A 15,218-nucleotide genomic window follows, 5' to 3' on the forward strand; every position below is an offset into this window, starting at 1 on the left:
TTTTTGCCGTAGTTACCGGCAAGGGTAATAACCAAACGTCATTTACCTACTATCACTTATAGCGAAGTAAGCACTGCAAATCAACTAGCTATAAGTACACTATTTACGTAGATTTAACATATTGACTACATTATGGGTAAAACGCTGAGATAAAGCGGATAGAATCGCGTTGAGTTGCTGTTAGCATCTTTTTTATTTGCGGCTTTAGCATGCGAAGATATACTAAACAGCTATTAGTTAATTAAACAGTAATGCGATTGCTGTTAATAAGTAGATCTTGTAAATATGCAAAAAAACAATAAACACAACCCATTGGGCTTTGATGAATGGTCAATAGCCCATGCTGAAAGAACCTATGGCGTTTCGAGCTGGGGCGGCGGTTATTTTAAGATTGGCCAAAGCGGCAATGTTCAAGTTATCCCTGACAATAATAAACCTGATATGAAAATAGATTTTGCTTCCTTGATAAGCGAAATACAAAGTGAAGGTATTCAATTTCCGATAGTGCTTAGGTTCCACGATGTGCTTCGCTCGCAAGTCATTAATCTAAATGAAACATTTGACGAGGTAATAAAAGAAGCAGCATTCACTGGTCAATATAATGGTGTTTACCCCATAAAAGTAAATCAAATGCGTGAAGTCGTTGAAGAAATAATTGATGCAGGCGCGCCTTATGATTTTGGTTTAGAAGCAGGCTCGAAACCAGAATTATTAGCCGTTTTAGCATTTAATACTAATGCTAATGCCTTGACGATTTTAAATGGCTACAAAGATGAAGAGTTCATGCGCTTAGCCTTACTTGGGCGAAAATTGGGGCGCAAGGTCGTTATTGTCATTGAGAAATATAGCGAATTAACCATGCTAATTGAGGTGAGTAAAGCACTAAATATAGAGCCAATCGTTGGTTTGCGCAGTAAAATGCGAGCCAAAGGTCAAGGAAGATGGCAAGGCTCTAGTGGTGATAGAGCAAAGTTTGGTTTGACCATATCAGAAATTATCAAAGCCGCTCGATATTTAGAAGAAAACGATATGGGGCATACTCTTCAGTTGTTGCATTTTCATATTGGTAGTCAGCTACCTGATATCAGAGCGATTAAAGACGCGGTGAGTGAAAGCGGACGTATTTATACTGAGCTACATAAGCTTGGTTTTAATATGAAATATGTGGATGTTGGTGGAGGGCTTGGTATTGACTATGATGGGAGTCAATCCACTAATGATTCTTCACGTAATTATAGCTTGCGCGAGTATGTGGCAGATGTTGTTTATGGCTTACGAGAAATCTGTGACCTAGAAGGGATACCTCATCCAAATATTGTAACGGAAAGTGGCCGAGCAATTACTGCACACCATTCTTGTGTAATTACTGAAGTGGTAGGTGAAATAAAACCTGAAGGCTTAGATATTGATACATCGCCCACGGCAAATGAGCATATTCTGCTTAAGAATATGCGCGAACTACACCAAAGCATTGACGATGAAATGAACTTTCAAGAAGTGTTCAATGATGCCTCACAGTGGAAAGAACAAGCATCCCAAGCATTTACTTTACGTGTAATCGGCATTGAGGAATTGGCAAAAATCGAAACCCTATACTGGCAAATCATGAGAGCTGTGCAATTACGCTATGCCAAGGCAGATTTTGTACCAGAAGAACTACAGGCTTTGGATTTCTCACTTTCTTCGCAGTATTTATGTAATTTTTCAGTTTTTCAATCTGCTGTAGATAGCTGGGCAATAGGTCAACTGTTGCCAGTAGTGCCCGTAGTAGGTTTACATAAGGCGCCTGTTAAGAATTGTTCTTTGGTAGATATTACTTGCGATAGTGACGGCAAAATCGATCAATTTGTCATCGACCATGCCATTTCAAATGTATTGCCTATGCCTGAGTTGGCGCCCCAAGAGAAAACTTATTTAGGCCTATTTTTAACAGGGGCATATCAAGATGTGATGGGAGATATGCACAACTTATTTGGTCGATTAAATGAAGTGCATATTTTTAGCTATGATGATGATCCTGAAGATTTTTACATTGAAGAGGTGATCAAAGGCTCAACGGTAGAGCAAGTATTAGGCATTATGCAATATCATCCTAGCGCAATGGCAATTGACGTTAAACGCATGATAGATAAACAAGTGAGCGTAGGTAATTTAAAGCCCAGAGAAGGTGTTAAATGGACGGATTTCTATGAAGCGTGTTTAGCAGGTTACACTTATCTGAATACGCCTGACTAAGCTAAACTAATTATTGATAAAGCCAGTGTTTTCGAAATGATATACTCTATTTCTGCCTTGTCGTTTAGCTTCATATAAGGCTGAGTCTGCGGCAGAAATAAGTTCTTTATTAGGTACCTTTTTAAAGGGCACCAAATTGGTCACACCCACACTAATAGTAATGCGCTTAAGTGATGTTAGTTTGGTACTTAGATGCTCAATTTTTGTATCTTGAATACTTTGTTGCAGCTTGTTGGCAAACGCCACTGCCCCTTCTAATTCTATGTTAGGTAAAATAATAGCAAATTCTTCGCCGCCGTACCTGCAGCGACTAAATCACCTTTTCGGCTGGCAAGTCGCTGGGCGATGTCAGCCACTTTGCTCAAACACTCGTCACCTGCAACATGACCGTATTTGTCGTTGTATTCTTTGAAACAGTCTACATCAAACATGAGCAAACATAGGGACTGATGATTTCTATTCGCTCTTCCAATTTCGATTTCTAGTACTTCTTCAAAATAACGACGATTAAATAAACCAGTTAAACCATCACGTCTGGAAATATCTTGAAGTTGTTTTTCGACTAATTTTCTTTTCTCTATTTCTTCTTTGTGCTGATAGCTAAGTGTAAGAGCATTTTTATAGGCTTGAGTAACAGGCCTGATTAACAAGAAAACGACAATAGTATAAGCGGCCATTGATAAGGCGATTAGCTTTCCTGTTTGATTACCCATCACGGCTAAAAAAACGGTTGAAGGGATCACCAAGGGAAGAAAAAAGCACATGATGGCATATCGACTAACACCAAAGGCAATCACACACGCAGCGCTAATTGCCACTACAAAAACAGCGATACCAACAAGGTATTCAGGCTGTGCTAAAGGGGAAAAGTAAATAATACCTGCGCAATACAAGCCACCGGAGATAACAGAATTCAAGCCCCATAAGTGAAGCCATATTTTTTGTTCATTTATTCGGTCTTTTTTGACAAAAAAATGATTCAAAACTAAACGAGAAACTACGAAAATCGCAATGCAGGTGCTCCATACTGCCAGTTCAACCTTGTTGGCAACACTGGCAAACCAAAGGCACATGATAACTGTTACGGTTATGTGACTCAAAGTAACACGCAGTGTTTGCGCGTATAGCGTGGCGACGGTATCTCGTTTTACTAATTGTGCAATACTTGCCTGCATATTATTGATTTGCCTTGCTACCTATTAAAAATTACGCGAACGATAGTATATACGATTTACTAAAAACACGAATGGGTTTGTATTTATACAAAGGTCTTAATGTTTAATCGTTAGGATTATTTTCATGGGCAAGTCGCCAAAAAGTGGCGTTCATTTCACTAATTATGCTACTTTCCGCGTTCATTAGTACCGCGATTCCAAGGTCTAAATCAGGTGAAAATGATACGCTGGCCCTGTATCCTTGTACCCAGCCTCCGTGATAATTTACCGTATTACCATCAAAGTTGTAAACGCGCCACCCAAGGCCATAATGAGCAGAGCGTAAATGGGCTCGCCAATGTTTACGGCGCATTTCACCTTTTGTTTGAACGCGCGCTTGCGTCATTTGATCTATCATTTGTTGATTGATAACGTCTGGATACTCTAAAAGTAATGCCCTTATCCATGTTTCCATATCTTTTATACTGGCATTGATGCCAGCAGCAGGGGCAAAACGATAATAGTCTTCTTTGACTGGGACTTTACGCCATCTGTCTCGAGCTAGGGCTGCATGTGGCCTCGCAAAATTTTTATTTTGTTCTAAGGATGCTTTGCCAACGTTAGCTTGTAAGTTCAGTGGGTCAAATAATTCTGTCTGTAGTTGCTGTGCGTACGAGGTGTTTTGGCTTACATAAAACTCCTCTAATACACCAAACAAGGCATTTTGATAAGTGTAACAATATCCTGGTTTGCATAAGCTATCTAAGTTTTCCAAGGCCGCGAGCACGCGTTTTCTATCATAATTTGCCTCAATCAAATTATCATAAGCATTTGGCGTAAAACCAGCAGATTGTCCAATAATGTGACGCAATAAAATGGGCTTTTCTGTATGATTGCTGATATTAAATTCAGGTGTCATGATTTCAACAGGGGTTTGCCAATCAAGTGTCTGATTAGCATGCTGTTTGGATACCAAAGCTGCGGTGAATGTTTTTGAGACTGACGCCAGCCGAAACAATGTGTCTTGATCAATACGTTGCCCATTTTTATATGTGCGACCGTAATAAACAAACATCGCCGGCTTACCTTTTTGCACCACTACCATGGTTAGTCCTGGTACGTTCATTTTCCTAGCATGGTCTGTCACTTCATCAAAGTAGTTTTGCACCCACAAAGAGGTTTCAACTTTCGCATAGCATAGATGATTTACAGTCAAACTTAATAAGGCTACAGATGCAATTTTGCTAAAGGTTGCTATAAAAATTATGATTATTTTTTTCAATACGCTCTCTTGGTAAATCAGTTCTGAAAACAACGTGTTTTAATATCAACATAGGCTATTATAACGCCAGATTATTAGTTTATCACTGTAGGCAAAAAAATGTTATCGCACTCACAATGTCAACAAGCAAGGTTTTCAAAAGATCCTCGTTTTGACGGTATGTTTTTTGTTTTAGTTAAAACAACGGGCATTTTTTGTCGAAACGTATGCAAGGTGCGTGCGCCGCTTGAAAAAAACGTGAGTTATTGTAGCACTTCTCAACAAGCGCTTCTTAAAGGCTATCGACCGTGTCTAAGATGCAGGCCTGACGCAGCACCAAGTTCACCAGCTTGGCAAGGCATTAATACAACGGTTAAGCGTGCTATGAATATATTGTCTTCAGATTTAGGCACTGATCTTAGCAATATTGCTGAGCGTTTGGGGATTTCAAGCCGCTATCTACACAAATTATTTGTTGAGCATTTGCATGTGGCCCCCAAACAGTTTGTATTGTTTCAACAACTGTTAGAAGCCAAAAGTCTGTTGCAACAAAGTCGTTTAAGTATAGAAGAGATTGCACAAGCTGTGGGGTTTAGTTCAAGTCGTCAACTCCAAGTGCATACAAAAAAAGTCTTAAAGTTAACACCAAGCCAAATACGAGCTAAGCAAGTAAAAAAAGCCAATGCTGAAGAGGGCTTAATGCAAAAAATGAATATAAGTCTGCATTACCGCCCTCCATATGACTGGGAAAATGTACGAGATTTTTTCTCAAGACGACAAATTAAGGGAAATGAATATATTTATGATACTGGCATACACAAATATGTGAATATTGATGGTAAGGTCATTTTAATTGAGATTGAGCATTTGCCTGAGCAACATGCATTTATGCTTCGCTTTGATGTTGCTTATTCAAAATATACACTGTTGATAAAGAAAATATGCGCAGACTGGCTTGACTTGCATGCTGACCCAAGCCTGATTGAACGAGCTTTGCTCAAAGCAGGGTTAAAAGCCGAAGAATTAGTAAAAGGGATCAGGTTGCCTTGGTGTAGTGGGTGACTTTGAAGCCGGGTGTCGTGCAATTTTAGGTCAACAAATATCAGTGACTGCAGCGGTAAATAAAGTCAATGAGTTTTATCAAGGGTTTGCAGAGCAAAGTAAACAAGCTTTTCCCCAGCCTTCTTTAGTGCTTAATTCTGATTTACAGTTTTTGAAAGTCCCTCAGGCTAGGCGTGATAGTATACTGGCTTTAGCTAGGCACTTGGTGGCAGTTGAAAAAGCACAAGGTGAAAATGTTAACGTGTGTCAATTTGCATTAAGTGAATGGTTACGCATAAAAGGCATAGGTCCATGGACAGTCAACTATGTAGACTTACGCGCTCGCAATAATACCGATATATTTTTAGAAACAGATTTGGTAATTAAAAAGCAAATGAAGGCAAAATTGGAAAGTGGACAGGTAATTCAGCCTGATAATGCTTCGCCTTGGCGTAGTTATTTGAGTTTAAATATGTGGAGTATAAGCGGATGACATTTGTGAGCGAAGTATCAAGTCCGGTTGGGTTTATCAGAGTATATGCCGATGAGCTTGGGCTGACACAGATTAGATTTTTTGATGAACCTTTGTCAGGCAAGCAATTGAGTAATGAGCATTGCGAACGCGCCAAAATACAATTGAATGAATACTTGCAGGGGAGCAGAAAATCCTTTGATTTACCCTTAGCGCCCAAAGGCACACAATTTCAAAAACAAGTATGGCAAGCGCTGCTAAACGTCAAATACGGTGAAACTTGTGCTTATATCGATATTGCAAAACAAATAGGTAAGCCTACTGGCTCACGAGCAGTTGGCGCAGCAAACGGCAAAAATCCTCTTTCTATTGTGGTACCCTGCCACCGTATTATTGGGGCCAACGGCAAACTAACGGGTTACGCTGGTGGTTTGTCCCGTAAATCCTTCCTTTTATCTTTAGAGCAAACACATTGAGTTTACTACATTTTATTGAGTTGTTATTACTTGGCGCGATTTGGGGCGCTTCGTTTATGCTAATGCAGTGGGCGGTGCCAGAAATTGGTATTTTTGCACTTGTTGAAATAAGGGCAATAGGCGCATTTATATTATTAATGCCTATTGTATATTTTAAACGACAACACAAAGATCTGTTTGTTTATTGGAAGCAATTGCTATTAGTTGGCTTGCTCAATACGGCCATTCCATTTTGTCTATTTAATTATGGTTCATTGCATCTGCAAGCAGGCCTTTTGGCTATTTTAAATGCGACCGCACCAATGTTCGGTGTATTGGTAGCTTATTTGTATTTAAAAGAGTCCATTGGCAAGGCTGGTTTGCTAGGTATTTTATTAGGTTTTATGGGTGTTATGTTAATTAGCTATCAGCAGTCCAATGTAGGAGACAACACGATTTTACCCATATTATGTATTTTGCTTGCGACACTTTGTTATGGCTTATCTGCCAGTTATCTCAAAGCTAAGCTATCTCAAGTCAAGTCCTTTGCTTTAGCCGGTGGCAGTCAATTGTTTGCAGCACTGGCCTTATTACCTATTGCCCTATTAAACCTACCAGATACATTTCCTAGTGCAAAAGCTATCTCCAGTGCGCTTGTTTTATCCTTTATTTGTACCGGACTAGCTTACGTTTTATATTTTGATTTAATTGCAAAGGTGGGTGCATCTAGAGCAATGACTGTTGGCTACTTAGTCCCTTTGTTTGGCATTCTTTGGGGGTATCTCATCTTGAATGAGCATCTATCTTCATTAGTGTTAATGGGGGGCAGTTTGATTTTGTTGGGCGTCATGTTAGCAACAAATGTGCTTAGTGTTTTTCAACGCAAGAAACGCAATGTAGTCTAATTAGAAATGTCATTTTGCTAATAGCAATTGAATATGGCCAAAAGCACGAAAGTAACTGACAAAAAGTCCAATTATTTGTACACTATTGCGCACTGAATTATTGAGGCTGACTTATGTCATTATCCGTTATCATTTTAGCTGCAGGGAAAGGCACTAGAATGAAATCTAAGCTTCCCAAAGTCTTACACAAAATTGCGCATAAACCCATGGTCGAGCACATAATCGACAATGTCTATCCGCTTGGTGCAAATAACATAAATTTGGTTTATGGGCATGGTAAAGATATGCTCAAAGAAGCCTTGAGCTCACATAATGTGAATTGGTGCTTGCAAGCCGAGCAACTTGGCACTGGTCATGCAGTGATGCAAGCAGTCGATAACATCAACGATAGTGATGATGTATTGATTTTGGTTGGGGATGCGCCATTAATATCAACACAAACGCTAGCGCGCTTAGTAAAAGCTAAACAAGATTCGGATTTAGCGCTATTAACCGTGAACTTAGACGACCCTACTGGTATGGGGCGAATTGTCAGAGACCCAACAAATAATATTACCGCAATCGTTGAGCACAAAGACGCTAATACAGAGCAATTAGCCATTAGTGAAATAAACACGGGTATGATGATTATGGCTGGCGCTGACCTTAAGCGCTGGTTAGATAATCTTTCAAGTGACAATGCACAAAACGAGTATTACCTCACTGATGTCATTGAAATGGCAGCAAAAGAAGGTAAGAGAATCAGTTCTGCTCAACCTGATTGGCACCGCGAAGTGGAAGGGGTAAATAACCGAGCACAGCTGGCATCTCTTGAATGCGCATATCAATTGCGTATTGCTCACGATTTAATGGCACAAGGCGTGTCATTAGCTGACCCTCATCGCATCGATGTACGCGGCCAGATAAGTGTAGGTGAAGATGTCTTTATTGATATCAATGCCGTTATCGAGGGTAAAGTCGTACTTGGTAACAACGTCAGCATTGGCCCAAATTGTGTGCTGCGCGACTGCGTCGTTGGCGACAATACGCATATCGATGCCTACTCCTTACTTGAAGACGCAAAGGTAGCCGACGCATGCACAATTGGCCCTTATGCTCGACTTCGTCCTTAGTGCTGATTTAAAAGAGGGCGTTAAAGTAGGTAATTTTGTAGAAATTAAAAAGTCCACTATTGGCAAAGGGGCAAAAGTCAATCACCTAAGTTATATAGGTGATGCCGAAATAGGTGCAGCAAGCAATATTGGTGCAGGTACCATCACTTGTAATTATGACGGTAAAAACAAATTTAAAACTACCATCGGCGATAATGTATTTATTGGGTCTAATTCGTCATTAGTGGCTCCAGTACATATCAGCGATGATGCTACAGTCGGTGCTGGCAGCACAATTACAAAAGACGTTGAAGCAGATGTCTTAGCAGTAGCGCGTGGTAAACAACGAAATATCTCTGGTTGGCAAAAGCCAGTCAAAAAAGACAAATAAAGGAAAACGCATATGTGCGGAATTGTAGGAGCGGTTGCTGAGCGCAACGTCACTAATATTTTATTGGAAGGTTTGCGTAGATTAGAGTATCGAGGCTACGACTCATCAGGCGTCGCTTTATTAGAAGGTTCTAAGTTATCGGTTGTTAGGCGAATAGGTAAGGTCAAGGCCTTATCTGATGCATTAGAGCAAATGACAGATGCCAACAAAGGCAGCACGGGTATTGCACATACGCGCTGGGCAACTCACGGTGGTGTAACTGAAGCAAATGCGCATCCGCATACAAGTGAATCACGTTTTGCGGTTGTTCATAATGGTATTATTGAAAACCATAATAGCTTACGAGCAAGTTTAAAAGCGTCGGGTTATGACTGTGTGTCTGACACAGATACTGAAACAATTGCCCATAGTATTGCGCTAAAAATGCAAGGTACCGATGATTTGTTTAAAGCTGTGCAGCAAGCGGTTAAAACATTTGAAGGTGCTTATGGCACTGTTGTTATGGATAAAAACACGCCTGATAAATTAGTTGTCGCCCGTTCTGGAAGTCCACTGGTTATTGGCTTGGGCATTGATGAGAACTTTTTAGCTTCAGATCAAATGGCGCTTTTACCTGTGACTCGCCGATTTATCTTCTTAGAAGAAGGCGATGTCGCGCAGATTACGCGCACCAGTGTTGAAATTGTCGATGCAAACGGCAATAACGTGGAGCGTGAAATTGTTGAGTCAAATGTAGAACATGACGCTGGTGATAAAGCTGGATACCGTCATTACATGTTAAAAGAGATTTACGAGCAACCTGTAGTGCTGCGCAATACATTAAAAGATAGAGTGACAGCAAACGGCCTAGCGCCCGGTATCTTTGGGGAAGGCGCAGATGAAATCTTTGCAAATACTCAATATGTTAAAATCATCGCCTGTGGTACCAGCTATCATGCAGGTGTGACGGCAAAATACTGGCTTGAGCAATACGCTGGTGTTCAATGTGATGTCGAAATAGCATCTGAATTCCGCTACCGCAAGTCTTTTGTACCAGCAAATAGTTTGTTAGTGACTATTTCACAATCAGGCGAAACTGCAGACACGCTAGCGGCCTTAAAACTAGCAAAGCAAAGTGGCTATATGTCGAGCTTGAGCGTGTGTAATGTTGATGGTTCATCATTAGTACGAGAATCTGCCCTTAAGTTTTTAACACGCGCAGGTGCCGAGATAGGCGTTGCTTCGACCAAAGCGTTTACGACGCAATTAGCCGCTTTGTTAATGCTAACAGTCTCTATTGGCAAACATAAAGATATGTCTGCCCAAACTATTGATAATATTCTTGACGCACTTGTTAGCTTGCCTGCGAAGCTTGAAGAAACCATGAGCTTAGCGGATGAAATTGAAGACTTGGCAGAAGAGTTTTCTGATAAACATCATAGTTTGTTCTTGGGCCGAGGCGACCAATATCCTATTGCGATGGAGGGTGCGCTTAAGCTTAAAGAGATCTCATATATTCACGCGGAGGCTTATGCTTCAGGTGAACTTAAACATGGCCCATTAGCATTGATTGACGCTGATATGCCCGTGATTGTCGTTGCACCGAATAACGAACTGCTTGAAAAGCTAAAATCCAATGTTGAAGAAGTGCGAGCAAGAGGCGGTATAATGTATGTATTTGCTGATAAAGATGCTCACTTTGAAAGTGATGAAACCATGAGAGTTGTGCAAGTCCCTCATTGTATGGAGTCTGTCGCGCCAATTGTATACACCATTCCACTACAATTGCTTTCATATTATGTTGCGCTAATCAAAGGTACGGATGTTGATCAGCCCCGTAATTTGGCTAAATCGGTAACTGTTGAATAATAATATGGCGGTGCGATGGCACCGCTGTTTGCTCATGCTCAAATAATAGTCTTATTAACTGAAACTTATAAATGTTTATATCAAACATGGAATAAGTTAATCATTTGCTCTCAATTTTAAATTGTCCGACGATATTTTGAAGATTTGAACTCAAACGAGTTAAATCGTGACTTGCTTCTGTGGACTGAGCAGAAGACAGTTTGGTTTGTGTAGTAACCGTTTTTATTTTTTCTAGACCGGATGAAACAATACCGAACGATTCTTGCTGCTCATCAGTCGCCTTAGATATATCGATATTACAGTCTTTTATCATTGCAATCTTGGTATTAATTTCGTCTATGCGCTGCTTAGCAATTTTGGCGGAATCGACAGTAGCAAATGCCTCGTTTTTATTTTTAACAATTGAATCTGAAGCAAGTCCAACATATTGATTAAGACTAGATATAGAACTTACAATCTCTTCGGTAGAATCTTTTGTCCTTTTAGCTAAAGTTCTTACTTCATCCGCTACTACTGCAAATCCTCTTCCTGCTTCACCCGCTCGGGCAGCCTCGATTGCAGCATTTAAGGCAAGTAAGTTAATTTGTTCGGTGATGCCATTAATGAGTTCTAAGACGCGCCCAATATTTTCATTCTCCTTTTGAAGCTCTTCAAACACTTTACTTGAATTCTCAAGGTCTGTGGCTAACGAACTAATATGGTTAAATGTTGAGTTCATCGTATTAGATACGTCACTAGCATCTTGAGATGTATCAACTGCGGTTTTAGATGCAACACCTGCTTGACTAGCAACATAGTTAACGCTTTCTACGACAGCATCTTTGGAATTTACAATATCGATTAACGCTGTTTCTTGGTCGATAAGGCCATTGTTGGTTGTTTTTGCCACTGTTGATAGTTCCTCCGCTGCGGAACTAAGTTGTAAGGTAGCGTTAGAAACTTCAAGCATTATATTCTGTATATTAGAAATGAACGCATTGAAATGATTACAAAGCTCACCAAGTTCGTCTTTACTCGAGTACTCAAGCCGCATCGTTAAATCGCCATTACCGCTCGCTATCTCTTGTAGCATTTTGCTTGTTTGTGTAATTGGTTTATTAATAGAACGAGCAACCACAAGCGCCACAAATATACAAATGATCAAAGATAAAACACTCAATATGATAAGTGTTACCTCGTTTTTTGTTACAACTTGACTTATTGCATTGGATTTCTCATCTATAGATAAAAGAGAAGAGGATGCCATTTTGCGTGCAATGGTTGCTACTTCAGGCCCTATCTTATCAAGTCTGTCTATCGCTTCCTTGCGCTCATTTAATGCATCAGCTATGTCGATAATTCCTTGTCGGTACTGGTTAATTAAGTCTGAGGCTTTACTTAGGTAAGAACGACGAGTCGGATTTTGTAATTCACCGTTTAGAATTAAAATTGCTTCAATTGCGATGTCAATCTCTTTTGTCGCGCGCGCTACAGAATCATCGTCTTCAGTAACGATGAACTTGCTGACATAAATGCGAGATAGTAGCAAATGTTGTTGGACAATTGCGGCATAATAAGCTGCCGCAGGGTCGTTATCTTGATATGCGCTTTCCATAATTGCGCTTAAATGCTGCCTTGCCGCTCTCCCCATTTCTGTAATTTTTGTCTCGAATAATTTGTCTTCTTTTTGTTTGTTAGGTAAAACGATGGTGTTAAAAAGTGCCGTATACTCTTTATTTTTTTCGAAAGCACTAGATAGCAGGTCACTTTGTTCAAGTGACATGTCTCTTGCACGAGCGTCCGTAATGGTAGCTTTCATTTCACTGGACATATCATTAAATACATCTGCGTATTTGATGTTAGATGTTTGAACGAAATTCTTCATACTCATTCGTTTGCGATACATTTGGTCTAGAAGCGTGTTTGAAGAAAAAGCGTTAGCAGATAATTTATTTGCGACAATATCAACATCATTGCCAATGTTCACTAAATTAACAAAAGTCACCACACAAATGGCGACCAGAAAAAAGAACGAAATGATAGGAGAAACAAAAGTTTTGCTTTTTATTTTTAGATGACTCAAAGGATTCATGGTGTTCCCTAGGTAAAATTTAATAAAAGACGCGTTAAAGATTAATGCTAATTATCGACTAAGCACCTTAATTCTGCAGAGACTTGTGATTTTAAAAAGTGGGGGACTATATACTCACATAAATCAACTTACATACCCAAGGCAGAGTCTTATATCTTCATAAGCATATGATTTATGATTATTTTTATTTCTAAAGTTAGATGGCGAGAAACTGTCTAAAATAGACAGTGCGACTGCGGGATATTTTCACTTTTTAGTTAGATTAAAAAAATTTAATAAACAAATAAGATAAATACTTTTGGCGTTTTGATATTTATTTATAATACCCAAGGATGAATTTCGCTATAACGCGCCATGGTCCTTGCCAGAAGGGATGATGCGACATAGCTTTAATTAATGATTTTATTCCTTTTTGTTTCCTTTTTTTACCGAATTCATAAACCGCTTTGCGGGTATAAAAGGCACTAAAGCCTCTTCTCCATTGCAGTGTTGATACGGCGTTTGGAAAGCGTTTTCGAAAATTTCGAAGTATATTTTCATTGGACAAAAAACGTTTGTCCTTGTCACTCGAGATTTGATTTTTCATGACCCTGTAATAAGCAATAAACTCATTTATGTATAAAAATTTGTATTGCGTTGACATCCTGAGCCACAAATCATAATCGTCCGCAACTGGAATGCTTGAATCAAGACCGCCCATAACATCAAAACACTTCTTTTTTACCATTGCAGTATTCATTGTAATGTAGTTATCTCGAAGTAAATATTGGGTTATCTGCCCTGAATATCTTGCCATACTTCGTTCTTTGCTAATTTCATTTCCTTGTTCATCAATGGTAACAAATTCCGCGTATACTATATCTATGCTAGGATCACTTTCAAACGCTTTAAGGGTAGTTTCAAGTTTGTGAGGCATCCACTTGTTGTCAGAATCTAAAAAGCAAACGTAATCGCCAGTGCAGATGTCTAGCGCAACATTTCTGGCAGTGCTTTGTCCCTAGTTTTCTTGATAGCGATAAATAATTCGGTCGTCTTTGTACGCATCGATTACTAACTTAGTATCATCGCTTGAACCGTCGTCAATGATAATGAGTTCCCAATTATCATATGTTTGCTCAAGCACACTATCTATGGCTTCTTGAATTAGCTGTGCTCTATTATAGGTAGGTACGATTATCGATACTTTAGCGTTCGCTTTCATGTTGATTTTCATCTGCTTCTGGATGGTTAAAATTTGTATTTATTTAGAGTGTTGATTATTTATTAAAATCACTCCTTACTTATATGTTACGCCATTGGCTTATTAAGCACTAGAGTGTAGCTAATTTATTGTGGGTATTATTTTCCAGCTTATTAGGGTACTTTTGAACAATATTATTTTGCAAGAGAGCAAGAAGTTGCACAAAGCTAGCCCATTAGTATCGATAATCACTGCTACATACAATAGAGCAGACTATTTGCTACTGACTTTACAAAGCGTTTTAAATCAAGATTATCAAAATATCGAGTACATTATTATTGACGATGGCTCGACTGATATGACAAAACATGTCATTTCACCATTTTTAGCCGATACAAGAATTACTTATCGTTATCAAGAAAATCAGGGGCAAGGTGCTGCTAGAAACCGAGGCATCGAAATGGCTAGCGGTGAATACTTGGCCATCCTTGACTCTGACGATTTAATTGAGCCTACTAAAATTAGTGAACAGGTAGCATATTTAGAAGCCCATAAACAATACGATGTTATTCATGCTGACGAAAAATTAATAGACGAAACAGGGGCATTTGTAAGTGATAAAAATATGCGACGTTATTCAGGGATGATTACCGAGCATCTGTTAAAAGATAACTCTGTCAGCATAACAACCGCCTTAATGCGGACGGATGCAGTAAAAGCAATAGTTGGGTTTGATGAAAGAATTAGATATGCGGATGACTATGATTTGTGGTTGAGGCTGTCGGTAGATCATCAATTTGTTTATCAAGCAAAAATAGTTGCCAGTTATCGTGTTATGAGGACACAAATTTCAAGCGATAAAATAGAGCGATTTATTTCTAATGAACAAATTTTAAGAAATTTTAGGGCTAAATATCCAAATGCAGTTTCATTCATAAAATGGAGAAGAGGGTTTAGTGCTTTTTATTCTCGAAAATCGGCGTATGAGTTTAGCCAAAGGTCATACAAAAGCGCTTTGGTAGCGCTGTTAAGAGCACTAGTATATCATCCATTTTGGCAAGGTCCTTGGCGCATAGTCGCAAAGGTAATCCTAGGTCACTTTAGATAGTCGTTA

Annotated in this window: 11 protein-coding genes and 2 pseudogenes; 8 read left to right on the forward strand and 5 right to left on the reverse strand. The window is 39.4% G+C overall.

From position 1 onward, the window contains the following. Positions 1-285 precede the first annotated feature (285 nt). Positions 286-2,235 (forward strand): biosynthetic arginine decarboxylase, encoded by a 1,950-nt coding sequence (gene speA / locus ACZ1G6_RS00665; RefSeq protein ID WP_472617618.1) that lies wholly within the window; start codon positions 286-288, stop codon positions 2,233-2,235. 6 nt (positions 2,236-2,241) lie between these two features. Here the strand turns inward: speA and ACZ1G6_RS00670 are convergent, their stop codons facing one another. The 3 genes from ACZ1G6_RS00670 to ACZ1G6_RS00680 all read right to left on the reverse strand — a co-directional run bounded on the left by ACZ1G6_RS00670 (position 2,242) and on the right by ACZ1G6_RS00680 (position 4,671). Beyond that, complete coding sequence (locus ACZ1G6_RS00670) at positions 2,242-2,481, reverse strand: GGDEF domain-containing protein (protein ID WP_472617619.1); 240 nt, start codon at positions 2,479-2,481, stop codon at positions 2,242-2,244. A gap of 14 nt (positions 2,482-2,495) precedes the next feature. After that, the gene (locus ACZ1G6_RS00675) at positions 2,496-3,410 is read right to left on the reverse strand and encodes a GGDEF domain-containing protein (RefSeq protein ID WP_472617620.1); all 915 of its coding nucleotides are present in this window, start codon (positions 3,408-3,410) and stop codon (positions 2,496-2,498) included. 103 nt (positions 3,411-3,513) lie between these two features. Then, a complete protein-coding gene (locus tag ACZ1G6_RS00680) occupies positions 3,514-4,671 on the reverse strand; it encodes a serine hydrolase domain-containing protein (RefSeq protein ID WP_472617621.1) in 1,158 nt (385 codons plus the stop codon). Between the two features lie 99 nt (positions 4,672-4,770). Here ACZ1G6_RS00680 and ACZ1G6_RS00685 point away from each other — a divergent pair, with 99 nt between their 5' ends. From ACZ1G6_RS00685 to glmS, 6 genes and pseudogenes are all read left to right on the forward strand, one after another. Next, entirely contained in the window at positions 4,771-5,712 is a 942-nt protein-coding gene (locus ACZ1G6_RS00685; RefSeq protein WP_472617622.1) for a DNA-3-methyladenine glycosylase 2 family protein, read from the forward strand. Beyond that, a complete protein-coding gene (locus ACZ1G6_RS00690; RefSeq protein WP_472617623.1) occupies positions 5,705-6,184 on the forward strand; it encodes a DNA glycosylase family protein in 480 nt (159 codons plus the stop codon). Before ACZ1G6_RS00685 ends, ACZ1G6_RS00690 begins: the two co-directional genes overlap by 8 nt. Beyond that, positions 6,181-6,639, forward strand: coding sequence for a methylated-DNA--[protein]-cysteine S-methyltransferase (locus ACZ1G6_RS00695; RefSeq protein WP_472617624.1), 459 nt, complete (start codon positions 6,181-6,183; stop codon positions 6,637-6,639). The genes ACZ1G6_RS00690 and ACZ1G6_RS00695 overlap by 4 nt, the downstream gene beginning before the upstream one ends. After that, positions 6,636-7,523, forward strand: coding sequence for a DMT family transporter (locus ACZ1G6_RS00700; RefSeq protein WP_472617625.1), 888 nt, complete (start codon positions 6,636-6,638; stop codon positions 7,521-7,523). The genes ACZ1G6_RS00695 and ACZ1G6_RS00700 overlap by 4 nt, the downstream gene beginning before the upstream one ends. A 113-nt stretch (positions 7,524-7,636) precedes the next feature. Next, positions 7,637-9,005 (forward strand): annotated as a pseudogene (gene glmU, locus ACZ1G6_RS00705) (bifunctional UDP-N-acetylglucosamine diphosphorylase/glucosamine-1-phosphate N-acetyltransferase GlmU). A gap of 12 nt (positions 9,006-9,017) precedes the next feature. Further along, complete coding sequence (gene glmS, locus ACZ1G6_RS00710; RefSeq protein ID WP_472617626.1) at positions 9,018-10,853, forward strand: glutamine--fructose-6-phosphate transaminase (isomerizing); 1,836 nt, start codon at positions 9,018-9,020, stop codon at positions 10,851-10,853. Positions 10,854-10,953: 100 nt separating this feature from the next. Here glmS and ACZ1G6_RS00715 read toward each other — a convergent pair whose 3' ends face one another. Beyond that, positions 10,954-12,924, reverse strand: a complete 1,971-nt coding sequence (locus ACZ1G6_RS00715) for a methyl-accepting chemotaxis protein (RefSeq protein WP_472617627.1) — start codon at positions 12,922-12,924, stop codon at positions 10,954-10,956. A 313-nt stretch (positions 12,925-13,237) separates the two neighbouring features. Further along, a pseudogene (locus ACZ1G6_RS00720) lies at positions 13,238-14,137 on the reverse strand (glycosyltransferase). Between the two features lie 151 nt (positions 14,138-14,288). Here ACZ1G6_RS00720 and ACZ1G6_RS00725 point away from each other — a divergent pair. Then, positions 14,289-15,212, forward strand: a complete 924-nt coding sequence (locus ACZ1G6_RS00725) for a glycosyltransferase (protein WP_472617628.1) — start codon at positions 14,289-14,291, stop codon at positions 15,210-15,212. Positions 15,213-15,218 lie beyond the last annotated feature (6 nt).

It is taken from the genome of Glaciecola sp. HA4-3 (assembly GCF_055693685.1).